Consider the following 24,978-nt stretch of genomic DNA (forward strand, 5'->3'; position numbering starts at 1 on the left):
TAATAAATTATGATAGGGATACTGTATTCTAAAATTAAGTAAAATAATTGATTATCAACCCGTTATAAATACCTGATTTTTATTTTTTTTTATTTTTTTACTTTAATTACGAAATTCGCAATGAATTTAAAACCAACATAATATCTACTTAAAAAGGAATTTTAGATATTGATTTTAACGCCATGAAACTAAAATTATAGATGTACAAAGCTCTCAGTGAAAAATAGACATCAATTTTTTTTGTATTTAAATGGTAAGTATTTGGATGTCAATAATGTATAAATATTATTATTGCGAAAAATGTATATTATTTAAATGTAAAATATTTTTATAAGATGAGATCAACTATATCAATCATAAATAGTATTTGCCACTTTTTACCACCATATATAGATTAAGTTTGTGAAGAATACTTAAAATACAACTGAATAATGGATGCCAAGCCTATATGTAAAGACTTTGTTCTATTTATTCCTGTTATTATTTATATACATTTGATGTGCAAGTACACTAGAGAATAACCTATATATGAGAATGAGTTTTAAAAATAGGCGTAGATGGAGGATTATAGCTACCTATTGCATTGGATGGACATTAGCTTTTATATTTTTAACTATTGTTAGAGGTGTTGGAACAATTGAACAAGGTGTTATTGATATTAGTCTTATGCAAGGAGTACTTTTTGCTTTTTTTATGGGACCTATTTTTGGTAGTATTTCTGGATATGCTCAAATATTAACTGATGAGAAGTTTTATAGGCGTACTTCTGCTAGAAAATTATTTTTTATTAGACTTGTTATTTCGATTGCCTTTTTAATAACACTTGTATTGGTTGCATATATTGTATTTCCTCCACTTTTAGGAGTTGAGATCAGCCTTAGAGGCTTTATTCTAGACAAGGGAAGTTTCCCTATCTACTTTTATGTTTTTTGTGTAGATGTATTTATGGCTGCTTTATCACAAATTAATCTAATGTTTGGAGGAAATAATCTATGGAAAATGCTTCAAGGAAAATTTTATACTCCTCATGAAGAGAATAGAATTTTTATGTTTCTAGACTTACAATCTTCTACCCAACATGCAGAAGTATTAGGTCATATCAAATACAGTACTTTTATACAAGATTGCTTTAATGATTTAGGAGTAGTGATAGAAGACGAAGCAGAGATCTATCAATACGTAGGTGATGAAGTAATTTTAACCTGGCAATTGAAAGATGGATTAAGAAATCAGAATTGTATCAATGCCTTTTTTAGGTTTAAAAATCAATTGTTGAAAAGACAAGCATACTATAAAGAAACCTATAATTGTATTCCATTTTTTAAAGCAGGATTAAATGATGGCGTAGTAACAGCAACAGAAGTAGGGAAGTATAAAAAAGAGATAGCTTATCATGGGGATACTATTAATACAGCAGCAAGAATACAAGGACAATGCAATGCTTATAATCAAGAAATACTAATTTCTGAAAGCCTAAAGACTAAGCTTGATATCACAAATTTTCATTGCAATCTATTAGGTAATATAACATTACGAGGTAAGAATACCGATGTGCAAATTTATGCTGTTTCTCAATAAGTATTTATATAAAAATTACAGTTCATTACTTCCCAATACAGAAATTGGCAAAGATATTTCCCAGTAACTCATCATTGGTTACTTGTCCTGTGATCTCTCCAAAGTGGTAGAGTGCTTGACGAATATCAATAGCCATAAGATCTCCAGAAAGATCTGTGTCAAGACCGTATTGCACTTTTTCAATTTCTTCTAAGGCTTTGAGTAAAGCATCATAATGTCTAGAGTTGGTAACGATGGTTTCATCATTACGTAAAGCTCCGGTGTTTACGAAGTCTAATAATTTCGCTTTAAGCGCATCAACACCAATTCCTTTTTTTGCAGATAGGATATGAAGATCTGGGATTTTTGATTGGAGATTTTTGACATCAGATTCCTGAACTTGATCTACTTTATTGGCAACAATAACCAGTGGCTTTAATGGAAATTGATTTTTAATCTTTTCTATCTCTACAGTAAATTGTGAACTAGAAGCAATAAACTCTTTGGCGCTAAATAACATCACAACCACTTGGGCCTGTCCTATTTTTTCAAAGGTTTTTTGAATTCCAAGACCTTCTATGACATCTTTGGTCTCTCGTATTCCGGCAGTATCTATAAAGCGAAAACCAATCCCACCTATGCTAAGTTCATCTTCTATCGTATCTCGTGTCGTACCCGCAATATCAGAAACAATGGCTCTTTCTTCATTTAATAACGCATTGAGTAGGGTAGATTTCCCTACATTAGGTTCCCCCACAATTGCAACAGGAATACCATTCTTAATCACATTACCCGTCGCAAAAGAATCAATAAGACGCTTCAATACTTTGGTGATTCTAGCAACGAGTTCTCTAAACTGGGTACGATCTGCAAACTCAACATCTTCTTCAGAAAAGTCGAGTTCTAGTTCGATAAGAGAGGCAAAGTTGAGTAATTCTTGACGTAGTTGTGCAATCTCATTAGAAAACCCACCGCGCATTTGCTGCATCGCTATCTGATGACTCGCTTCTGTATCACTTGCGATAAGATCTGCTACAGCTTCTGCTTGTGAGAGATCCATCTTTCCATTTATAAAAGAGCGTAGTGTAAACTCTCCAGCTTGTGCAGCGCGACATCCTTCTCTAAGTAATAGTTGTATAATTTCTTGCTGAATATAACTAGACCCGTGACACGAAATCTCAATAGTTGGTTCGCCTGTATAAGAGTTTGTTCCTTTAAATAAAGACACTAAAACTTCATCCAGTACACGCTCTCCATCTATAATATGTCCTAAATGGATAGTATGTGTTTTCTGTTTTGATAATACTTTACCGTGTATAGATTTAAACAAAGGTGTACATATAGCAATAGCATCTTGACCAGAAACGCGTATAACAGCAATGGCTCCTGCTCCTGCAGGACTCGCTAATGCAACAATAGTGTCTTGTGTATTCATGAATGCAAAATTACGTAATCGTGTAACATTTTATAGAAAAACACTACATATATAGTGTAAATCAATCATAAAACAATCAAAAAATGGAAATCGTACATCAAGAAACCGCAGTAAGGGAAGACAAACAGTTAATCGTCCTGACACATTTATCTCAACTATTAGATTATGTAACAGGTTTTGGTGGATTTATAGTACCGCTTATTTTATGGATCGTAAATAAAGATAGAGTACATGGTATGGACGAACACGGAAAGTCTATCCTTAATTTTCAAATAAGCTTATTTATATATGTAATACTTTGTATTCCTGCTATCTTCTTGGTAGGATTAGGAATCATAGGACTTATTGTACTTTGCATACTTGCATTTGTATTACCAATCGTAAATGCTGTAAAAGCAAGCAATGGAGAAAAACCTAATTATTACATTAGTATTCCTTTCTTTAAATAGGAATCTAATCTCTTAGATACTTTTTATCCATCCAGAAAGTTCCAAATGGGATGATAGAACATAGCAATACAATGGCTAATGTTTTGTTGTCCCATTTTCGTTCTGGCTTCATAAGTATTGCAAATACAACATAGGCAAGAAAAAGAAATCCGTGTGCCATTCCTATAACTTTATTAGGGTCACCATTGTCCCAAATATATTTAAGAGGCATGGTTACAAATAGGATAACAAGGAACGAAATACCTTCTAGTAAGCTTAAAATACGGAATGATTTGAGCATAGGATTTTATTTTCTACAAAGATACTATCGAGATCGTTCTTAAGCAATCTATTTGGTGTGATCTAAGAGGTAATTTTATAAAATTCTTTTTACGCTTTCGCGAAAGCAATCGTAACTTTACTCAAAATTGAATATAATGAATCAACTCAAAGGAAAAGTAGCATTAATCACAGGAGGAACAAAAGGAATAGGGTATGGCATTGCAGAAGTATTATTAAATGTAGGAATGCGGATCGTGATTACAGGACGTGATAAGGATCAAACTTTTAAAGCGGCATACGAGCTTACCCCTAATGGAGGCAAAGTATTACCACTTGTAGCCGATGTACGTGATTATACTGCGATGCAAGAAGTTGTTGTTGAGGTTTTGAAAACCTACGGACAAATAGATGTACTTATAGCAAATGCAGGGGTAGGGCATTTTGCAAAAATTAGCGATTTGACAGTTGATCAATGGAAAGAAACCATAGGTGTTAATCTTACTGGAGTATTTCATTCTGTAAAAGCAAGTCTTGAAGCTATCAAAAAAGCTAAAGGATACATTATGACCATTTCTAGTCTTGCAGGAACCAATTTTTTTGCAAACGGAACGGCATATAATGCAAGTAAGTTTGGATTAACAGGGTTTACACAAGCCTTAATGTTAGATGTGCGTAATGATGATGTGAAGGTAACTACGATTATGCCTGGATCGGTGAGTAGTCATTTTGGAGGGAGATCACCAGAAGACGGAAAAGACTGGCGTATTCAACCAGAAGATATCGGACAGATTGTATTAGACTTATTACAGATGCATCCCAGAACATTACCAAGTAAGATAGAGGTAAGACCAAGTAAAACAGCAAGCTCGTAACTTTATATAAATACGTAGTATAAACAGAAAAGCCGAAGATGTAGACATCTTCGGCTTTTTATATAATTTTAGAGAAGCTTCTTAAAATGCATTAAGTGCTGCAACATATTCTCTTAATTCGTCCTCATTTACTTTTTTATCAATATCACGTATAAGACAGAAGAAGTAGTGTAAACTTTCCTTAGGATCAACCTCTACAGCTTCTACAGCTGGTTTTGGAGCTTCTTCATCTTCGCCTTCTTCTCCTTCTACTATAGGATCATCCTGTGGAATAGGAATAGAAAAAGTTTCATGCTCACTAATGTGTTCGGCAGCTAGGCGAGTAGCTTTTGCTAATAATGGAAGTTGTTCATCTATAGTATATGGACGTAATGTCGTAAGATCATCTACCACAGTATTTATAATAATTCCATTTTGATAAACATCATCTATGAGTTTGTTAATCAATTTTACAGCTTTAGAGTTTTGAAGTGTGTTCATATCTGTGGTTATGTAGTTTTATCGTTCTTGGATTGCAAATTTAAGTTTTTGAATCTCTTTCTGCCAGTAAAATTTGTTATAAATTCGTTTAGAACACAAGATTATTTTATGAGTAAGCGTGCCCTTAAGAAATACATAGAAGAATTAGACGAAAATGCTTTGAGAGAGCAGATTATGGATTTGTATGAGCGCATCCCACAAGTGAAGACTTTTTATGATTTTGTTTTTAACCCTAAGGAAGAAGCACTCATAGAGGGAGCAAAAATCAAAATAAGTAACGAATATTTCCCTACAAAAAGAAAAAGAGCGCGTAAACGAAGATCTATAGCACAAAAATATATCAAGCATTTTAAAACCCTAGGAGTAGATCCAAAATTGCTAGGAGATCTGATGTTATTTAATATAGAAATTGCACAAACATATAGTGCTACCAGTGCTAGTATGCCGGATGCTTTTTATAAAAGTATGCTCAATTCTTTTAAGGAAACGCTACAATATCTCACGTATCATCAACTTAAAGAGGAGTATAGCTCAAGAATCGAAGCTATTGTTGATCAAACTACGGATCAAGATTGGCTTATTACCGATGACTTTGAAGAAGTCGCAAACGACTTTGTTGATTAATTGTTGATAGCCTTTGTGAGATTTATGAATTATGCTTTCGCGAAAGCGTAAAAATCACTTAATTTTGCAAGATTCCATTTAAATCGTAGAAAAACTTTCATTTTTGAGCCAAATCTTAGAAAAAAATAAAGCCCCAGAAAAAGAATTATATGATTATCAATTAAAAGATCTTGATGCAGTTTTTGAATGCATTGATAAATCTAAAGAAGATTATAATCTATTATACCAACTCCCAACAGGAGGAGGAAAAACCGTTATTTTTTCTGAAATAGTCCGTAGATATATAGAACAAAATAATAAGAAAGTTGTTATTCTAACACACCGTATAGAACTCTCTGTACAAACATCACGTATGCTTACAGGATTTAAAGTCCCAAATATGGTGATTTCTAGTGATGTAAAAACGCTAGACGGAGCAGAAGACTATATGTGTTATGTAGCCATGGTAGAAACACTTACTAATAGGTTACAGGAAGAGCAAATAACGTTTGAAGATGTAGGACTCGTTATCATAGATGAGGCTCACTACAACTCATTTAGAAAGTTATTTAGCTACTTTAATAAATCTTTTATTCTAGGCGTTACAGCAACACCTTTAAGTTCTAATATCAAGTTACCTATGAAGGATAACTATGATGAACTTTTAATTGGAGAGAGTATTCCTGCTCTTATCGAGAAAGGATTTCTAGCCAAAGCAAAGACAATAAGCTATAATGTAGGGTTATCTTCCCTAAAGCTAGGAATTAACGGTGATTATACCGTAAAGTCTTCAGATATCCTATATACAGACACTTCTATGCAGGAGAAACTACTTGCTGCATATGAAGATCAATCTAAAGGAAAGAAGACATTGATTTTTAATAACGGGATTAATACATCTCGTTATGTACAAGAAACATTTATAGAAGCTGGATATACCATACGTCATCTCGATAATACAAATAGTGCAAAAGAACGTAAAGAGATTTTAGAATGGTTTAAACATACGCCAGATGCTATCCTTACTTCGGTAAGTATTCTTACCACTGGTTTTGATGAACCTACAGTAGATACTATTATTTTGAATCGTGCGACAAAGTCACTTACATTGTATTTTCAAATGATAGGTCGTGGTTCTCGTATTTTACCTCATAAGAAAGATTTTAAAGTCTTAGATTTAGGAAATAATGCAGCACGTTTTGGATTATGGGAAGCACCTATAGACTGGAAAGAGATTTTCCAATTTCCAGACTTCTATTTAGAAAACTTAATAGGGGACGAAGAGATAGAGCGCAATTTTGCATATATAATGCCACCAGATTTACGTAAAGAATTTGCAAATACGGATAAAGTATACTTTGATATTAAAAAGGAATACAAACGTGTTGTTGCTATGGGAAGTAAGGCAAAGGTAGCGCTAGATAATGCTGTAGAACAGCATGCGCTTATGGTTGTAGATAATAGTGAAGATGTATTTGATGCACGTATCCTTGCTAGAAAGCTGAAAGAAGATATTGCTTATCGCGTACGACAGTACTCATACAGTATTATGAATAATACACAAAATTATAGAGACTGGTTGCAAGAAGATTATGAACGTAAACTTCGTTTACGTATTAATCAAATCTGTACAGAAAGAGATATGTAGTATCGTTCTTAAGAATTTATAAATAAAAGAAACTTTAATATTATGGGTTATTTAGTATGTCACAGTACTGAATAACCCATATTTTTTTGGAATGTGGTTGTTAGCGTTTTATTATAGTAAGTTCAATAGGTAAATGGTATTACTATATGATTTTATAGTAATTTAAAAGCGTCATGGCTATAAAAATGAGTATTGCATAAAATAATAAACCAAGTCTTCTTGCTTGTTGTGTTTGTTTTGACTTTGTATTGAAGTTATGTTTTTCAAAACGTTCATCTTCTAATTTGTTGAAGTTTTCAGTAAAACTCTTAAGTGTAGTTTTGGTATATGGAAAAAAGAAAAACGTAAGATATTCCTCTTTGGTTAGCGGAATCGTCTTACGTTTTTCTTTGTTTTTTTCTTCTTCAGTCAATGTTTGAAATGTATGGCGATTATGCTTTTAACTTTGCGGCCACTGCTTGTACTTCATCCAGTACTCTTAAAAGGTTGCCACTCCATAATTTTTCTATTTCATCTTCTGTATAACCACGACGTACAAGTTCTATAGTAACATTCATTGTTTCAGAAGCATCACTCCAACCTTCGATACCACCACCACCATCAAAATCTGAAGAGATTCCAACATGATCTATTCCCATTTTTTCTATGAGATAATCGATATGATCAACAAAATCACCTACACCTACAGCAGGTGGTAGGTCTTTCATTGTTTTTACTTTTTCACGACGTATGGCTGCCATTGTTCCTAAGAAATCAAAATACTTCTCACGTGCTTCGTTATCTAGTGCCATCACAGCATCTCTACCATCAAGCCAAGTAACTCCCATAGAATCGGCTATTTTTTTAGCGATCTCTACTTCATGAGCTGCACGTTTTTCAAATTTCTCAGTATTTAAATAACTTGTAAATGCTACAGTTTGTACAACTCCACCATTTTCTTTCATCCATTGTAATTGCTCATCGTCTAGGTTACGACTATGATCACATAAGGCGCGAGCAGATGAGTGCGAAGCTATAATTGGAGCTTTTGTAAGTGCAATCATTTGTCGCATCGCTTCTTTACTAGGATGCGATACATCAATCATCATACCTACACGATTCATTTCGGCAACGACTTCTTTTCCTAAATCACTCAATCCGTTATGTAGCCATACATTGTCTTTTTCTCCAGTATTACTATCACTTAACTGACTATGCCCATTATGAGCTAATGACATATAACGTCCTCCGAGGTTATAGAATTTTTCAACATTGGTAATATCTTCTCCTATTGGATATCCATTTTCAATACCGATCATGGCTACTTTTTTACCAGATTTCCAGATACGTCTAGCTTCTTCAGAAGTAGTTGCTAGTACGATTTGATCTGGCGCAATCTCTTCACAAAGTTTATGAATGGCTTCAAATTTAGTCATCGCATTCTCATAAGCTGCTTTATATCCTGCTGTATTTAAGGAATCCTGACCTGTATACACAATAAACCAAGGTACATCTAGACCTCCTTCGTTCATTTTAGGAAGGTTTACCTGTGAAGTTAACTTTTGAGTATAGTTTATGGAGTCAGTAAAGTTTTTGACATTAATATCACAATGTGTATCTAGTGTCATTACATTTTTATGAATGGCTTCTGCTTTGGCAAGAATATCTGCTTCCGTCATTGGAGTTGGCGTTTCTGTTTCTGTTTCTGGTGATGATGTACTTCCTTCTTTACAAGCTATAGATAGGATAAGGATGGCAATAAGGATGATTGATTTATTCATGATGGTGTATAAATTTTAGAAATCTAAAGATACGTAATGTGTCTTACATAGTATCGTAATGTATATTGGAGTGTTGTTGTATACGCTTTCGCGAAAGCGTACCATACATCTATACAAAATGATATCATAAAAGAGAGTCCCCAACGCTATAAGCATTTGGGGACTCTCAAACTAACCAACCAAAAATCTATATTTTTTTTATCCTCTTCGTGATCTACTTGTAGTTGCTCTTCCTTTTGAAGAACTAGAACGACTTTTACTCGTACTTCTAGAAGTAGCACCTGAACTTCTGCTTGAGCTACGTTTTGCTGCTTTAGGAGCGCTTGAACGTTGACTTCTTGCTTTGTTTTGTGTTGTACTGCGTTGTGAACTTCTACTAGAAGAAGATCTTGATGCACTACTTGACTTTTTTGAAGACCTAGAAGCTACACCTCTTGAGTTTCCTTTTCTTGACGTTGTACGGTCTGATCTAGAAGCTACACCTCTTGAGTTTCCTTTTCTTGATGTTGTACGATCTGATCTAGATGCGACTCCTCTTGAATTTCCTTTTGATGTTGTACGATCTGATCTAGAAGCTACACCTCTTGAATTTCCTTTTGATGTTGTACGATCTGATCTAGATGCGATTCCTCTTGAGTTTCCTTTTGATGTTGTACGGTCTGATCTAGATGCGATTCCTCTTGAGTTATCGTTTCTTGATGCTGTACGGTCTGTTCTAGATGCAATCCCTCTAGAACTGTTTGTTGCAGTTGGACGAGATACGTTGCTAAAACGAGTATTATTGCGATCTACATTATCACGACGACCATTATTGTGTGCTACACGACCCGTTGTAGGACGTCTAAAATCACGTCTAGAGTTGCGGTATCCATATCCATTATTATATCCTCTGTAATAGTTGTTTGTATGATATACATAACTATATCTTACCGGAGTGTAATATCTTCTGTATGGAGTCGTATATACTAAACATCTGTTATATACTGGTCTATAAAAATAAGTGTGAAACGGGCTATATACATATGATCTATTATATAGGTTGATAAATCCTGTACAATGAGAGAAAACATTATAGTTGTTATAGTGAATGTATAAACCTCCAACTCTTCTAATTCGGCTATTACTATAGTTTATAATTACTTCACCGGCTTGAGTTAAACGACCGTTATAATCATAATAAAGTGGCGTGTCTTCTATTTGAATAACAGCTCCATAATCATCATATTGTATATATGGATCATAATCAAAACCAGTATTAAAGCTTATGCCTATTGGTCCAGCATTTACTCCTACAGTTATTCCTTGTGTATATTCAGGAATATAAAAATCAAATTCTCCATCAGGAAAAACTGAAAATTCAATTCCGTTTTCTATAAATATATATTTAGAACCATCATATACAGCTCCTCTGTTGTGTGTTGTTGTATTCTCTTCTGTAGCATAAGATGTAAATCCTATAGTAAGTAGACCGATAAGTAATAATGTGAGCTTTTTCATAATGCGTGTTTTAAGATTCGTAACTGTGTGTTTGATTGATGAACACGTTTTGTATATAACAAGTTGCGTGCCATAAATATTAATTGTCTTAATATCAGTTAATTATGATAAAATGAAAATGTATAATATTAAAAAACGACTATTCTATGATAGTCGTTTTTTAATATTATAGAGAATATATTGTAGTATTAAATTGCTTTCTTTTTTCGAAATTGAAAGCTAATAAATTCAACATGAAGGGAGAATGAAATGGTAAAATATAGATAATCAATCTATCTATCAATAAGGTTTGCAAATATCATATTGATTAATACATTGCATCACTAGATAAAGAGCTTCTAAAATATTAGTTTAGTTTTTGGGCAGTTCCTCTTTGTTTTTTGGTTTTCCCAACTAGGGAATACTCAAAAGTATAAAATTCTCCTTCAGTGTATAATATTTTCATATGAACAGCTTTTTCTTCACTCATGCTTTTTGGGTTTATTTTTTTAACGATAAACTCACAGTCATTAATCCATCTAACACTAGATGAGTCAATTTTTCCATTAAAGTATGCGATTTCTAATGTGTCATTACGAGTAAAACGAGTAGTAACAAGGGTTCCTTCAATAAGCTCCTCAAAGCTAAACTCACCAGTTTTAAAGTTTTCACAGTCTCTTTCTGGGGTTTTACAAGAAATAAGAAAGAATAGAATAATAAAAAAAGTAGCTATTTTATGCGTCATAGCGTAAAAATACAAAATACTATACCTACTTATAGATATAAGGAATATTCATGAGGGTGATTTATAGCTCATAATTTTCAAAGGTTCCATCCTCCATGAAAATGATAATTCTTTTAATCGTTCCTTTATTCTTTTTTTGATCTACAATATGTTGGATAGCTTTTGAGGTATCATTTTTAAGATCAGTTTTAGAAGTTATTGTTTTTTCAAAATTTGATTTAGGAATTTGGGTAGGAGAGGAGGTAGAAGATATTTCTATTTTTGGGAAAGATCCTTTACCTTCTAATAACCAATATAAGTCTACTTGAGGAAAGGCATGAATGACCTTCATCACAAAGTCTAAACTTGGCTTATTACGACCTGATAAAATATGAGATATTGTAGCGCGTCCAACATGAATTTTATCAGCAAATGTAGCTGCCGATAATTCATACTCTTTGAGTATTTTATCTACTCTATGTGCAAATTTTGCGCTGTTTACCATTGTAAATAATTGCTTTGTGTATTATACGTTACAAATGTAAACTTTTGATGTTTCTTTCACAATAATAATATCTTTAATATAATATATTACTTAAATTACTACTTTATATAAAATTCATAATTACTTGATAATTAATTATTTATTTATTTATAAATAGTAACATGGATAATTTCCATGTTACTATGGGGTTTTTCCTTGTACTTTTGTTTACAATTGGAACGATCAAGCATTAATTGATTGTTTACAAATGTAAATTAATTATAATTTACATTTGTAACTAAATAAAGACATTTTACTTTTGGACACACTTTTTAATTGGCACAAAAATCATCACGAGAAACAGCTTTTTGGGCGTTATATTCATAGCGATTCTATTGCTGATTTATTAGAAAATTTACCATCAAAATTTGAAATAAAACAACTTGGATTTTCTGTAGAAAAAAGACCTATTTACAGTGTGACAATTGGAACAGGTAAGACAAAAATTTTACTATGGTCACAGATGCATGGAAATGAAAGTACGACGACAAAAGCAGTTTTTGATTTGTTTAAAATTTTTCAAGGAGATGAATTATTGCCGGAAATACAAAAGATTTTATCTTCTTGTACATTGTGTTTTGTTCCGATATTAAATCCAGATGGCGCAAGTGCATTTACAAGAATTAATGCAAATAAGGTTGATTTGAATAGAGATGCACAGCTCAGATCACAACCTGAAAGTACTTTATTGTGGGATTTGTATCAAGAGTTTAAACCTGATTACTGTTTTAACCTTCATGGGCAACGCACTATTTTTGGTTTTGAAAAGACTGCGACATCTTCTGTGTTATCCTTTTTAGCCCCATCTGCAGATGAAAGTAGGGGTGTTACGCTTTCGCGAAAGCGGTCTATGGATGTAATAGCTCATATATATAAAGAGTTACAACCTTATTTGCCAGAGCAAATTGGTCGTTATGATGATGGCTTTAACCTGAATTGTACGGGTGATACTTTTCAAGCAAATGGGACACCTACATTGCTTTTTGAGGCTGGTCATTATCCAGAAGATTATGATCGAGAAGAAACGCGTCGTTATGTTTTTATGGCATTGGTTGCTGGGTTACATGGAATTTGTAATGAAGTTACTTTAAAAGAAGAAGTATATTGGAGTATTCCCGAACATCAAAAATGCTTTTGCGATATCTTATTTACAAATACAGCTAGTGGAGACATAAAAATCCAATATTTAGAAAAATTGACTAATGGTAAAATTGTATTTATTCCTCAATTTTCTGAAAACAAAATGACTTCTTCTAGATTTGGGCATCGAGTTATTGATGTTTATGGGCAAGAAATAAAAAATATTTTAACAGAAAATGTAATTGGAAAAGTCGATATAAGTCAAATTAATTTAGATAATGGCATTACGATAACGTTATAGTTTGAATTATCCCTGATAATTAAAGATTGTTCAATAAAAATGATTTAATTTTGAATTAAATTCAACGAATCATACAATAATGGCAAAATTTAAACTCGACGAAGTTGATCATCAAATACTGGATATGCTCATAGAGAATACCAGAATTCCTTTTACAGATATCGCAAAAAAGCTACTTATATCTGCTGGAACTGTCCACGTACGCGTAAAAAAGATGGAAGAAGCAGGAATCATCATTGGTTCTTCGCTTACACTTGATTACGGAAAATTAGGATATTCCTTTATTGCGTATGTAGGGGTGTTTTTGAACAAAACCTCACAAACAACTTTTGTTCTTGAACGTATCGCTCAAATTCCATTTGTAACTGTGGCGCATGTAACTACAGGGAAATTTAATATTTTTTGTAAAATACGTGCAAAAGACACTAATCACGCAAAAAATATCATATTCCAATTGGACGATATTGAAGGAGTTTACCGTACGGAAACTATGATATCTCTAGATGAAAGCCTCAATGACAAAAAACGATTAATGCATTCTATTTTTCAAGACCTTATATAAGTAATCCTTATTAATAGATAAAAAACCCTTCTAAATTTTTTAGAAGGGTTTTTTAGTTAGTATTTTTACTATAAAAACTTGAACTATGTTTACAACCGATCTAAACGACTCAGAATATAACCCTTATTATGAATCTTTTGTAAGAAGAATTAATGAGAAGGTTTCTTTAGTAGATGCTCTTATTGCTGGGAAACAGGAAGTCGCTTCTTTTTTTAATACCATACCTGAGAATAAGTTAGATTTTAGATATGAAGTCGGTAAATGGACTCCTAAAGAGGTATTAATGCATGTTATAGATACGGAGCGTATCTTTTCTTATAGAGCATTACGATTTGCGAGAAAAGATAAAGTAGATCTTTTGGGTTTTGATCAAGATAATTTTATCCCACCATCTAATGCAGATCAACGTACTATGGATTCACTTGTTAAAGAATACCAAGCGGTAAGAAGTGCTACTATAGCACTCTTTGAAAACTTTGATGATACCATGTTAAAAGAAGTAGGCATGGGAAGCGGAAGCCCGATGTCTGTGCGCGCAATAGGGTTTATAACATTAGGACATGAAAAACATCATGTATCACTTATAGAGGATCGCTACTTATAAAAAGAACCTCTATATATTCAAGTTACTATAATATTCAAATGACTGATGTATTAGGTCATTAGGAATCTCTTGATCAATAACTCCTATTCCGATTTCTTTTAAGAGTACAAATTTGACTTTACCGTTCGTGTTCTTTTTGTCATATTTAAGAAGTTCTATTATCTGATGTATATCATCTTTAGAAAAAGATACAGGATCATACATATTTGAAAGTATAGTACTAATATTTTCTAGTTGTTCTTGAGGTAGTCCAGTTTGTTTATTGGAAAGATAACTTTCTAATATCATACCTATTGCAATAGCTTCTCCATGTAATAGCGTTTGTTTTTTAGAATTACTTAGACAGTAAGACTCTATAGCATGTCCTAATGTGTGGCCATAGTTTAGCATTTTGCGAATGTTCTGTTCTGTTGGATCTTCTAAAACAACATTATTCTTTATGATAATGCTGTCATAAATTAATTGATTAAGATCGTCTGTAGTCATGGTTGTTAAGTCAGAAAACTGTTCCCAGTATTCCTGACTAGCAATAAGTCCGTGTTTGTACATTTCGGCAAGACCAGAACGCATTTCATTTTTAGGAAGTGTTGCTAGAAAACTAGTATCTATTAAAACTAATTGAGGATTATTAATAATACCAATTAAATTTTTTAAAGTTCCCAAATCGACGCCAGTTTTACCACCTACAGATGCATCTACCATAGAGAGGAGTGATGTAGGGATATTTATAAAATCCATTCCTCTTTTAAATGTGCTTGCAACAAAGCCACCTAGATCAGTAACAACACCACCACCTAGATTGATAATTAAACCTTTCCGGTCAGCATCTAGCGCTGCTAATGCATCCCATACGCCAGAGCAAGTTTCAATTGTTTTATTAGTTTCTCCTGGCTCTATTTCAATAACTTCTATAACAACCGTAGTTTCTAGTGCATTTAGAAGGCTAGGAAGACAAAGCTCTTGTGTATTACTATCTACAATGATAAAAATTTTTGTATATGTATTTGCTTGTATAAGAGTATTGAGTTTCTGATAACCAGTGGTATTAAAAACAATCTCATAGTTTGCGGCAATGATAGGTTGCATAGATTCAAATTTGATGGTGCCAAATTACTATCTTTTTGTTTAAATCACATTCTGTTTGAATTATATTTGTAACACTAAATATTGAATTATGGCTTCTTCTATTTTTGAAAATACAGAGCGCGCTTTTGTGCTTAAATCGGATAGTGAACTTGAACGCGCTTATTTTCTTTTTAAGATGATATCAAAAGAACCTCTTGTGCGTATTGGGACTGCGATGACAAAGTTTGCATTAAATGTGCATTTACCAGTAGAAGGTTTGATACGATCTACAGTATTTGATCATTTTTGTGGAGGCGTTAGTGAGGATGATTGTATTCCTGTGATGGACAGGTTATATGCTGCTGGTGTAAGTTCTGTGTTGGATTATTCTGTAGAAGGAAAAGAAGATGAGGCTCAATTTGATGCTTGTCTACGTAAAGTAGTAGAGCTTACAGATTTTGCTGAAGAAAAAGAAGCGATGCCTATATCGGTATTTAAACCTACAGGTTTTGGTCGTTTTGATATCTGGCAACGTGTTTCTGAAGGCGCAAGTTTAAAAGAAGAAGAGCAAACAGAATGGACTAAGATCGTAACTCGTTTTGATGAAATTTGCAAAAAAGCACAAGAAACAGATGTTGCTGTACTCATAGATGGAGAAGAAAGTTGGATGCAAACTGCAGCAGATGATCTAGTGGCACAAATGATGGCAACTTACAACAAAGAGAAAGCGATTGTGTATAACACCTTACAATGCTATCGTTGGGATCGATTAGAGTACCTTAAGAAGCTACATTTAGAGGCAAAGGTAAAAGGGTTTAAGATAGGAGTGAAGATTGTAAGAGGCGCTTATATGGAGAAAGAAAATGACCGTGCCGAGGAACTTGGATATCCTACACCTATCTGTGCTAGTAAACAGGAAACAGATGATAACTTTAATGAAGTACTTCGCTATATATTTGATAACCTTGAAGATATTTCTGTTTTTTTAGGAACTCATAATGAGGATAGTTGTTTGCTCGCGATGGATATTATGAAGACAAAAACAATTGCATCAAACGATGATCGTGTGTGGTTTGGTCAATTATACGGAATGAGTGATCATATAAGCTTTAATCTAGCTTCCGAAGGGTATAATGTAGCAAAATACATTCCATTTGGTCCTGTAAAAGATGTGATGCCGTACCTTATACGTAGGGCTGAAGAAAATACATCGGTTGCGGGTCAAACCAATAGAGAATTAGAACTTATAAAGGCAGAGCGTAAACGCAGGAAAATATAGACATCTTTAGTAAGTAAGGTCTTTATTGGTGTAAGAGTGTTCTTTTTTTTGCTTTCGCGAAAGCAAAACCAGGATCAATACCAAAGAGAACTTACTTTACAATGACTACTTCTTTTATAAATACCTTTTCCTCACAATTCTCAAGAATAAGTTTAAGTTCTCGATCATTTTTTATTGAACCATACACTGCATATATAGCGCAAGGCTCTTTTCTAGTTTGACTTTCGCTAAAATCTATATCTCCTTCTTTTAATACCAAATTGACAGCAATAGTATCTAGTTGATGTGTATCTAGCGCTTGTTGTGCTTCTGAAGAAAGAGTGTATGTTTTTGTGTTGATATTCTTTAGTACTCGAGCTTCTGGGAAGTAAGCGCAGCTGGTTTTCTTACCACTAAAGAAAAATGCTAAAATAATTAAGCCTATAGAAAAGCCACCTAAATAGTAGCCTATACGATGTAATAAACGCATATATTTAAAAAATAAGAAGATTGATATCTCGGTAGTATAGGTCAAACCAATTTGCTACCGATTTATTGGTTAAAACGCCGTGGTAAAAATACAAACCGTTTTTCAATCCTTTGTCAAAACGCAACTTATTTTCTATGCCTCCTTCTTCTCCTATGTCTAAAAGATACGGAGTGAAGATATTACTTAATGATATTGAGGCAGTTCTAGCAAATCGAGCAGGTATATTTGGCACACAATAATGTGTAACTCCGTGTTTGATGAATGTAGGTTTGTGATGCGAGGTGACATCGCTAGTTTCAAAACATCCACCCATATCAATACTTACATCTATAGCAACAGCGCCATTCTTCATGCCTTCTACCATAGTTTCTGTCACGATAACTGGAGATCTGTTTGTTCCTCGTACGGCTCCAATAACAACATCACATCGTTTAAGTGCTTTGACTAAATTTTTAGGTTGTAGCGTAGAGGTATACATGGGCCTGCCTATATTAGACTGTATGCAACGTAGTTTGGTAATAGAATTATCAAATATTTTTACATTAGCACCTAATCCAATAGCAGATCGTGCTGCAAATTCACCGACGGTACCAGCGCCTATAATAACAATTTCTGCAGGAGGAACACCACTGATGTTCCCTAGAAGCATTCCAGTGCCAGATTCTGCATTGCTCATAAGCTCTGCAGCTACTTGTACAGCAGCAGTACCTGCAATTTCTGATAATGAACGTACTACTGGATAGGTTCCATCATTATCTTTTATAAATTCAAAAGCAATAGCTGTTGCTCTTTTACTCGCTAACTTTTCAAAATAGGCTTTGTTTTGTGTTTTAAGTTGTAAAGCAGAAATTAATACCGCTTGCGGATTGACCATGTCTAGTTCTTCAAGAGATGGTGGTTCTACTTTAAGAATCATGGGGCAAGAAAATACCTTTGCGGTATCATTTGTAATCTCGGCACCAGCTTCGCTATAATCGGTGTCTGTATAATGTGCTCCTTCACCAGCTTTAGACTCTATAAGAACGCGATGTCCATTTGCTGTAAGTGCAGCAACGGCATCAGGAGTAAGGCATACACGTCTTTCTTGAAAGTGAGCTTCTTTAGGAATGCCAATGAATAACTCTCCTTTTTTTTTAGCAATCTCAAGAGTTTCTTCTTGAGGTAATAGTTGTGCTCTTGTAAATGGGCTGTTGGGTGTATCCATGCTTTTGATTAGGTCAATACTCAAAAATACGGATTAAAAAGAGATTTTAGAATTAAAAAGTTTTGTGAAGATTAACGTCCCATATACATTGGGTCCTCGTCTTCATCAATATTATTTTCTTCTTTTTCATTTGTTTGTAATTCCCCTTTCCAATTTACACGACTTAACTCACTAAGATCAATCCCATGTATTTTATCAAAAATCTTTGTTCTAATTGTATATGAGAAGATTAGCATGATAAAGATAATAGGAGCGAGAATATAAATTTCACTAGAATCTGGAAATATTATTTCATCATTTAAGATAGTGTATATCTGAAAAATAATCATACAGATCGGTACGAGTATCGCGTGATACCACCAATGTCTGCAGGTAAAAAACCAAATTAACAGTAAAAATAATGGTACAATTTTATTGAATAATGTCCAGAACAATACCTGAACACTCCCATAGTAATTACTACTAATTACTCCAAAAGGAGAATCCCAGACGTCACCATCTGGGATTCCTTGATACAGATAAAAAAAGTATGGTGATATTATGATAGATATAGCAATAATACTACCATAAAACAATCCTTTTTTCTTGTTATCGAAAATTCGTTTATCCTTAGTTGACTTGGTTTTGCCCTGGGATTTTAACTTTTCTTTTGTCAATTGCTTGGTCTGCATTGTTTTCGTTGGTTGCAGTGTACATAAGTGCTGTTGCACCTGCTATAAGCAGGGCTAATAGTAAAGCTTTAACTTTCATAATCGTGAGTGTTTAATATTAATGATTTGTTGCTACAAAAATCATCAATCACTCCAAAAGTTTTACTATCATTTTTTTTTTGTACATTCGCGCCCTTTTTCAAAAAAAAGAGTTATACAGCATATATGTCACTTAGTTGTTTTAGTATCCTTTAAAAACATTTTCTTCGTTAAACTGATTTTCTTTTTGTTTTTCATCCAGAGAGTAAAAAATATAATCAGAAACGTCCTACAAAAAACTCCTACCTCTCTTATTAAAAATTAACATAATTTTAACATATTTATTCTAAAATTAAGACTCTTTGACCTGTTTTATCTATAGAAATCTGTACATTTTGACTATTCTCTGGTATAAAACTTGCTATTTTTTCAGGCCATTCTATAAAGATCCAGTCTCCTTGTTGGATATATTCTTCAAAACCAATATCTAAAACCTCTTCTTCATGATTTATTCTATAAAAATCAAAATGATAGAGGACTTTGTCTTCTAAGGTTCTATATTCATTAACTATTGAGAATGTAGGGCTTGACACAGTTTCGGATACTCCTAACTGTTTTGCTAATGATGTGATGAGTGTTGTTTTTCCAACACCCATGTCGCCATAAAAAAGTAATATATTACTCTTTGAACATTCAATTATTCGTGTTGCGATACTATCTATTTCGGATAGTACGTAGGTTATTTTCATTCTGTAAATTCAACTTGGGATGTTAAATATATAAAAAAAAGGCTCATCTAGGTATATTAACAAAACGTTAGCATTTTTTTATGATTTGAAGAAATGTTAGGAACTTATTAAATCTAAATTGTAATTAATTAATTTTTAAAACTTGTCAAGTACTGTTTTAATAGGTTATATTTTGAAAGTCAGTTTCCTTACTGTTAAATATCCCCAGCTTGCTTGTTATGCACCACACATAAAATATTTTATTAATATACAAGTTGGGGATAATTTATTGAAAACAGTTACCTAATTATTTAATTCAAATTCCCTGTTTTTGATGTAGTAATTTGATAAATGAATTCCTTATTTAACTGATACAAAATTGCAGGCTTTCCAATGATTATACAACATTCGTATTGGTACATTTATAAATCTTCCATGCATTTTAATAAATTTTCCTACTATTATTTAATTACATTCGTTTTATGAGATTAGAACAATGCGTACTTCCTTTGATTTTATATTTTTTCTTTCCAATATTTGTCTATGCCCAAGAACCCATTCTAGAAGGATATACCCCTATAGATTCTTTAAAAGATAAGGACTATAAAGTTTTTATAGATCATTTTAATAGAACTGCTCCAGATTATGAAATAGAACCAGATAGCCTCTTTGCTCATGAAATTGCAATGACCTATCTCTGGAAAGCACATTCTGTAAATGATACATTAAATATGGGGAAAGCTTATGGCTTATTAGGACAATTGGAGGGATTACGATTTGATTATTTAGATAAAGCAATTGCATATACAGAAAATTATAATGATAAATTCCAACCAGCTGTTGCATATTTATTGAAATTCCAAAGTTTTTATTATACTGGAAATTATAAAAAAGCAATGAAGTTATTGTTTACTGCTTTAGAATATACAGAGAGAAATAAAAATGATTATTTATCTTATTATGTTAGAAAAGATATTAATGCTTTAAGAGCAGATTGGGGTGATAAAAAGCATGCAATAGAAGAGTATAAAAAGGAGTTATCTTTTATATATTTAGTAAAGTTTGATACAATTAGATACCCTACTTTTTCTAAAAAAAATAAAGAATTAAAATATGTTACAGCTCAATATCAATTAGCTCAGACTAATTATGAACTAAATGAGCTGAAAAATGCTTCAATTTATATTGATTCTGTATATCAGTTTGGAATCACAAATAATCTTGATGAATATAAAATACAATATTATGGGCTTAAAGGAGGGATTTTATACAGAGAAAAGAGATATCTAGAAGCTTTAGATTTTACTAATAAGTTTTTAGAACTAGAAAACCCTGAAGATTTTTATGCCATTAGTCGATCTTCTGTGATAAAAGGGCTCACATTATGGGAACTCAATCGCAAAGAAGAAGCGATACATTCTATTAAAAAAGCAGATAGCTTATATCAAATTTCGGATGATGAGTTTGAAGAACTAGGAGAGGGGTATCAACTATTAATCAATCATTATAAAGAAATAGAGGATACAGAAAATCAATTACTGTATCTTAATAAGCTCATTGCTTTTGATAAAAAGATCTCATCTAACTATCTAGAAATAGGGAATCGTATAACACAAGAATATACAGTACCACAGCTACTCGCTGAGAAAGATATAGTCATCTCAAAGCTTAATGTCGAAAAGGCTTCAGAAAAAAGAAGTAAGTATATTGTTTTTATATTCTTAGGAATTTCTGGCATTGTAATTTTATATTATATAAGTGCACATTACAGAAGTAAAAAGAAATTTAGTGCATTACAGCAAGATTTTGAACAAAGAGAAACTTCTCAAGTAAAAGAAGAAGTTTCTTTAGCCATAGCTCCAAAATCTTTAGGCTTAGACGACGCTCAAATTGCATTAATCTCAAAAGGCTTAGAAAAGTTTGAGCAATCCCAAGGTTATCTAGAAGCAGCTGTTACCTTAAAGTCACTTGCACAATCTATGCACACTAACTCATCCTATCTATCTAAGTATATCAATGCAGTACAAGGAGCTAACTTTTCTCAGTATATGAGTACATTACGTGTGCAGTATGCGATTTATAAACTACAGGAAGATGCAAAATTCAGATCTTATACCATAGAAGCAGTAGCAAGTGAAGTTGGTTTTTCTAATACACGATCCTTTACCAATCATTTTAAGAGAGTGACTGGAATTACCGTTTCTTATTTTATTAAAAAACTTCCCTCATCCTAACCTTCTCCCAAAGGAGAAGGAATTTATATTTTTAGGGTAGTAACTTGTATTTATCTCGGTTCTAACACCGCAAAAGGGATGACCATCTCTTCTAATGAAACACCACCATGTTGATAGGTGTTTCTGTAATAACTCACATAATGATTATAGTTATTTGGATAGGCAAAAAACAAGTCACTCTTTGCAAAAATAAAAGAACTACTCATATTGATACTTGGTAAATGAATCGTTCTTGGGTCTTTTGCAGCGAGTACATCTTTATTCTCATATGTAAGACTACGACCTGTTTTATAACGTAAATTCAAACTCGTGTTTTTATCTCCAATCACTTTTGAAGGGTTTTTTACATTAATCGTCCCATGATCTGTTGTGATAATCAACTTAAAGCCCATTTGTTGTGCTTGCTGTATCATTTCTAATAATGGAGAATTTTTAAACCAGCTCTCTGTAAGAGATCTATATGATTTATCATTGCTAGCAAGTTCTTTAATCACTTCCATTTCCGTTTTAGAATGTGACAACATATCTACAAAATTATACACCACGACTGTAAGATCATTATCCTTTTGGGATTTAAAATTATCAGCTAGTTTTCTTCCGTTTTTAAGGTTTGTAATTTTATGATATTCCCAGGTAAGATCTAAATGAAGACGTTTAAGTTGCGCTCTTAAAAAATCGGCTTCGTGCATGTTTTTCCCACCTTCTTCGGTATCATCAAGCCATAGATCTGGATGCCTTTTTTTCATCTCGCTAGGCATCAAACCAGAAAAAATAGCATTACGAGCATATTGAGTAGCTGTAGGTAAGATACTGTAATAGGTATCCTCTTCTTTCTTTTTATAATATGTATTAAGATGTGGTTCAAAAGCTTTCCATTGATCAAACCTTAAATTATCGATCACCACAAATAAGGTAGGTTGCCCTTTCTTTAATTCTGGAACGACCTTTTCTTTAAACAATGTATGTGACATTACGGGACCATCGTGAGAACCAAACCAATCTGGGTAATTTCTATCTACAAACTTGCAAAACTGATTATTTGCCTCCGCTTTTTGAGACTCTAAAATCTCAAACATACTAGGATCCTCTATCGTTTCAAGCTCCATTTCCCAGTAAATGAGTTTTTGGTATAACTCAGACCATTCCTCAAAAGAATTTACCATAGAAAGATCCATGGCAATCTTACGAAACTCTTGTTGATATGACGATGCTGTCTTTTGAGAGATTAAACGGCTGTGGTCTAAGTTCTTTTTGAGACTTAGTAAAATCTGATTTGGATTTACAGGCTTAATCAGGTAATCTGCAATTTTAGAACCAATAGCTTCCTCCATGATATATTCCTCCTCACTCTTTGTGATCATCACTACAGGAACGCTTTCTCTCTTATTTTTTATTTCACTTAAAGTCTCTAGGCCAGTAAGTCCAGGCATATTTTCATCTAGAAATACAATATCAAAATTTTGTTCATCTATAATCTCTATAGCTTCAGTACCACTAGTACAGGTAGTAACAGTATAATTTTTCTTTTCTAAAAATAAGATATGTGGTTTTAGTAAATCTATTTCGTCATCTACCCAAAGTATGTTGATATTGCTCATGTATTTTGTGTGGTGTTTATACGCTTTCGCGAAAGCTAAAAAAGCATCCTTAAAAGCTAGTGTGATTAGTGGTATATTTGTTTAAAATCTTTTAATTCTCTCTGTGACTGAACAGCCTACCAAAGTTACTATAATTAACGATCCAATTTATGGTTTTATTACCATACCTAATGGCGTTATTTTTGATCTTATCCAGCATCCTTATTTCCAAAGACTACGACGTATTACCCAAATGGGGTTATCTTATCTCGTATATCCTGGAGCACACCATACGCGTTTTCATCATGCGGTTGGGTGTTTGCATATTATGCAAAAAGCACTTAAGACCCTTATATCTAAAGGAGTTAATGTATCTCTAGAAGAAGAGGAAGCAACCCTTATTGCTATATTATTACATGATATTGGGCATGGTCCATTCTCTCATGCAATGGAACATAGTATTATAGAAGAAGTGCATCATGAGCAAATATCTATTGCTTTTATGGAAGCTTTGAATAAAGAGTTTAACGGAAGTTTAACGCTAGCACTTGAAATATTCAATGGTACGTATCATCGCAAATTCTTAAATCAATTGGTTTCAGGTCAACTTGATATGGATCGTACAGATTATTTAAAACGTGATAGTTTTTATACAGGAATGGCAGAAGGCAATATTAATACAGACCGTATCATTGCTATGCTTAATGTAAAAGACGATCAACTTGTTGTAGAAGAGAAAGGCGTGTATACGGTAGAAAAATTCTTGGTAGCGCGGCGTCTTATGTATTGGCAAGTGTATTTACACAAAACTGGTGTCGTTGCAGAACAGTTAATTACCCGTGTACTTAAAAGAGCAAAAGAACTATCACACCAAGGTGTCAAATTACCAGCAAGTACGGCACTGTCATTTTTTCTTAAAAACAAGATTAATCAAGATAACTTTAGAGATTCTTTAGATACATTTTCAAAATTAGATGATTATGATATTATTTCTGCCATGAAAGAATGGTGTCTTTTAGACGATTTTGTATTAAGAGAACTATCAAAATCTATTATTAATAGAGATCTATTAAAAGTAAAAATTCGGAAAAAGGCATTTTCTGAAGAAAGAAAACAGAAATATATTAACCAACTAATAAATACTCATAAACTCACTGAACATGAGGCTTCATACTTTGTTTTTACAGGAAACATATCAAATCAAGGATATAATTACACCCATGGCGGAATCAATATACTTTTAAATAATGGGAAGCTTGTAGATGTAGTAAAAGCAAGTGATCAGCTTAGTTTAAAATCCCTAACAAAGGAAGTAGTTAAAAACTATATCTGTTACCCCAAACCTAAAGACTAAGTTTTTTGTTATTTTTGCGACAC

General features: G+C 33.0%; 26 protein-coding genes. 11 read left to right on the forward strand and 15 right to left on the reverse strand.

From position 1 onward, the window contains the following. Nucleotides 1-534: 534 nt before the first annotated feature. Nucleotides 535-1,578, forward strand: coding sequence for an adenylate/guanylate cyclase domain-containing protein (locus ABJD27_RS00805; protein ID WP_348173407.1), 1,044 nt, complete (start codon nt 535-537; stop codon nt 1,576-1,578). 25 nt (nt 1,579-1,603) lie between these two features. Here the strand turns inward: ABJD27_RS00805 and mnmE are convergent, their stop codons facing one another. Then, nucleotides 1,604-2,992 (reverse strand): tRNA uridine-5-carboxymethylaminomethyl(34) synthesis GTPase MnmE, encoded by a 1,389-nt coding sequence (gene mnmE, locus ABJD27_RS00810; RefSeq protein WP_348173405.1) that lies wholly within the window; start codon nt 2,990-2,992, stop codon nt 1,604-1,606. An 83-nt stretch (nt 2,993-3,075) separates the two neighbouring features. Here mnmE and ABJD27_RS00815 point away from each other — a divergent pair, with 83 nt between their 5' ends. After that, nucleotides 3,076-3,441 (forward strand): DUF4870 domain-containing protein, encoded by a 366-nt coding sequence (locus ABJD27_RS00815; protein ID WP_348173403.1) that lies wholly within the window; start codon nt 3,076-3,078, stop codon nt 3,439-3,441. A 4-nt stretch (nt 3,442-3,445) separates the two neighbouring features. Here the strand turns inward: ABJD27_RS00815 and ABJD27_RS00820 are convergent, their stop codons facing one another. Beyond that, nucleotides 3,446-3,721 (reverse strand): DUF3817 domain-containing protein, encoded by a 276-nt coding sequence (locus ABJD27_RS00820; RefSeq protein WP_348173401.1) that lies wholly within the window; start codon nt 3,719-3,721, stop codon nt 3,446-3,448. Between the two features lie 136 nt (nt 3,722-3,857). Between ABJD27_RS00820 and ABJD27_RS00825 the strand changes: the two genes are divergently transcribed. Next, nucleotides 3,858-4,574, forward strand: a complete 717-nt coding sequence (locus ABJD27_RS00825; RefSeq protein ID WP_348173399.1) for an SDR family oxidoreductase — start codon at nt 3,858-3,860, stop codon at nt 4,572-4,574. 81 nt (nt 4,575-4,655) lie between these two features. On the opposite strand, the gene ABJD27_RS00830 is transcribed toward ABJD27_RS00825, so the two are convergent. Then, nucleotides 4,656-5,054, reverse strand: a complete 399-nt coding sequence (locus ABJD27_RS00830; protein WP_348173397.1) for a hypothetical protein — start codon at nt 5,052-5,054, stop codon at nt 4,656-4,658. 108 nt (nt 5,055-5,162) lie between these two features. On the opposite strand from ABJD27_RS00830, the gene ABJD27_RS00835 reads away from it, so the two are divergent. Together ABJD27_RS00835 and ABJD27_RS00840 are read left to right on the forward strand one after the other, a co-directional pair. Next, the gene (locus ABJD27_RS00835) at nt 5,163-5,678 is read left to right on the forward strand and encodes a DUF6155 family protein (RefSeq protein ID WP_348173395.1); all 516 of its coding nucleotides are present in this window, start codon (nt 5,163-5,165) and stop codon (nt 5,676-5,678) included. Between the two features lie 103 nt (nt 5,679-5,781). Then, entirely contained in the window at nt 5,782-7,305 is a 1,524-nt protein-coding gene (locus ABJD27_RS00840; protein WP_348173393.1) for a DEAD/DEAH box helicase, read from the forward strand. A 142-nt stretch (nt 7,306-7,447) separates the two neighbouring features. On the opposite strand, the gene ABJD27_RS00845 is transcribed toward ABJD27_RS00840, so the two are convergent. The 5 genes from ABJD27_RS00845 to ABJD27_RS00865 form a co-directional block, all read right to left on the reverse strand. Then, the gene (locus ABJD27_RS00845) at nt 7,448-7,717 is read right to left on the reverse strand and encodes a hypothetical protein (protein ID WP_348173392.1); all 270 of its coding nucleotides are present in this window, start codon (nt 7,715-7,717) and stop codon (nt 7,448-7,450) included. 19 nt (nt 7,718-7,736) lie between these two features. Then, nucleotides 7,737-9,065, reverse strand: a complete 1,329-nt coding sequence (locus tag ABJD27_RS00850) for a dipeptidase (protein WP_348173390.1) — start codon at nt 9,063-9,065, stop codon at nt 7,737-7,739. Nucleotides 9,066-9,263: 198 nt separating this feature from the next. Then, on the reverse strand, nt 9,264-10,562 hold the full coding sequence (locus ABJD27_RS00855) for a hypothetical protein (protein ID WP_348173388.1): 1,299 nt from the start codon (nt 10,560-10,562) through the stop codon (nt 9,264-9,266). Between the two features lie 346 nt (nt 10,563-10,908). Next, on the reverse strand, nt 10,909-11,286 hold the full coding sequence (locus ABJD27_RS00860; RefSeq protein ID WP_348173387.1) for a DNA topoisomerase IV: 378 nt from the start codon (nt 11,284-11,286) through the stop codon (nt 10,909-10,911). A gap of 61 nt (nt 11,287-11,347) precedes the next feature. Next, nucleotides 11,348-11,770, reverse strand: coding sequence for a helix-turn-helix transcriptional regulator (locus ABJD27_RS00865; RefSeq protein WP_348173385.1), 423 nt, complete (start codon nt 11,768-11,770; stop codon nt 11,348-11,350). Nucleotides 11,771-12,068: 298 nt separating this feature from the next. On the opposite strand from ABJD27_RS00865, the gene ABJD27_RS00870 reads away from it, so the two are divergent. The 3 genes from ABJD27_RS00870 to ABJD27_RS00880 all read left to right on the forward strand — a co-directional run bounded on the left by ABJD27_RS00870 (nt 12,069) and on the right by ABJD27_RS00880 (nt 14,356). Next, nucleotides 12,069-13,190, forward strand: coding sequence for a M14 family zinc carboxypeptidase (locus ABJD27_RS00870; protein ID WP_348173384.1), 1,122 nt, complete (start codon nt 12,069-12,071; stop codon nt 13,188-13,190). Between the two features lie 79 nt (nt 13,191-13,269). Beyond that, nucleotides 13,270-13,752, forward strand: a complete 483-nt coding sequence (locus tag ABJD27_RS00875) for a winged helix-turn-helix transcriptional regulator (protein ID WP_348173382.1) — start codon at nt 13,270-13,272, stop codon at nt 13,750-13,752. An 85-nt stretch (nt 13,753-13,837) separates the two neighbouring features. Next, nucleotides 13,838-14,356, forward strand: a complete 519-nt coding sequence (locus tag ABJD27_RS00880) for a DinB family protein (RefSeq protein WP_348173381.1) — start codon at nt 13,838-13,840, stop codon at nt 14,354-14,356. A 9-nt stretch (nt 14,357-14,365) separates the two neighbouring features. Here ABJD27_RS00880 and aroB read toward each other — a convergent pair whose 3' ends face one another. Next, nucleotides 14,366-15,442, reverse strand: coding sequence for a 3-dehydroquinate synthase (gene aroB / locus ABJD27_RS00885; RefSeq protein ID WP_348173379.1), 1,077 nt, complete (start codon nt 15,440-15,442; stop codon nt 14,366-14,368). Nucleotides 15,443-15,530: 88 nt separating this feature from the next. Here aroB and ABJD27_RS00890 point away from each other — a divergent pair, with 88 nt between their 5' ends. Further along, the gene (locus tag ABJD27_RS00890; RefSeq protein WP_348173377.1) at nt 15,531-16,700 is read left to right on the forward strand and encodes a proline dehydrogenase family protein; all 1,170 of its coding nucleotides are present in this window, start codon (nt 15,531-15,533) and stop codon (nt 16,698-16,700) included. Nucleotides 16,701-16,791: 91 nt separating this feature from the next. On the opposite strand, the gene ABJD27_RS00895 is transcribed toward ABJD27_RS00890, so the two are convergent. From ABJD27_RS00895 to tsaE, 5 genes are all read right to left on the reverse strand, one after another. Continuing rightward, nucleotides 16,792-17,169, reverse strand: coding sequence for a DUF4258 domain-containing protein (locus tag ABJD27_RS00895; protein ID WP_348173376.1), 378 nt, complete (start codon nt 17,167-17,169; stop codon nt 16,792-16,794). 4 nt (nt 17,170-17,173) lie between these two features. Then, nucleotides 17,174-18,373 carry an alanine dehydrogenase gene (locus ABJD27_RS00900; protein WP_348173374.1) on the reverse strand — a complete coding sequence of 400 codons (1,200 nt, stop codon included), beginning with the start codon at nt 18,371-18,373 and terminating at the stop codon, nt 17,174-17,176. A gap of 71 nt (nt 18,374-18,444) precedes the next feature. After that, on the reverse strand, nt 18,445-18,702 hold the full coding sequence (locus ABJD27_RS00905) for a hypothetical protein (RefSeq protein WP_348201988.1): 258 nt from the start codon (nt 18,700-18,702) through the stop codon (nt 18,445-18,447). 280 nt (nt 18,703-18,982) lie between these two features. After that, on the reverse strand, nt 18,983-19,123 hold the full coding sequence (locus ABJD27_RS00910) for a hypothetical protein (RefSeq protein WP_348173370.1): 141 nt from the start codon (nt 19,121-19,123) through the stop codon (nt 18,983-18,985). Nucleotides 19,124-19,403: 280 nt separating this feature from the next. Beyond that, nucleotides 19,404-19,811: a tRNA (adenosine(37)-N6)-threonylcarbamoyltransferase complex ATPase subunit type 1 TsaE gene (gene tsaE, locus ABJD27_RS00915; protein ID WP_348173368.1), complete on the reverse strand. Its 408-nt coding sequence runs from the start codon at nt 19,809-19,811 to the stop codon at nt 19,404-19,406. Nucleotides 19,812-20,272: 461 nt separating this feature from the next. Here tsaE and ABJD27_RS00920 point away from each other — a divergent pair, with 461 nt between their 5' ends. After that, entirely contained in the window at nt 20,273-22,024 is a 1,752-nt protein-coding gene (locus ABJD27_RS00920; protein WP_348173366.1) for a helix-turn-helix domain-containing protein, read from the forward strand. Between the two features lie 50 nt (nt 22,025-22,074). On the opposite strand, the gene ABJD27_RS00925 is transcribed toward ABJD27_RS00920, so the two are convergent. Beyond that, nucleotides 22,075-23,622 (reverse strand): bifunctional response regulator/alkaline phosphatase family protein, encoded by a 1,548-nt coding sequence (locus ABJD27_RS00925; protein ID WP_348173364.1) that lies wholly within the window; start codon nt 23,620-23,622, stop codon nt 22,075-22,077. A gap of 103 nt (nt 23,623-23,725) precedes the next feature. Here ABJD27_RS00925 and ABJD27_RS00930 point away from each other — a divergent pair, with 103 nt between their 5' ends. Further along, complete coding sequence (locus ABJD27_RS00930; protein WP_348173362.1) at nt 23,726-24,955, forward strand: HD domain-containing protein; 1,230 nt, start codon at nt 23,726-23,728, stop codon at nt 24,953-24,955. Nucleotides 24,956-24,978: the final 23 nt, after the last annotated feature.

The sequence above is a fragment of the Dokdonia sp. genome (assembly GCF_039945015.1).
Classification (GTDB): domain Bacteria; phylum Bacteroidota; class Bacteroidia; order Flavobacteriales; family Flavobacteriaceae; genus Dokdonia.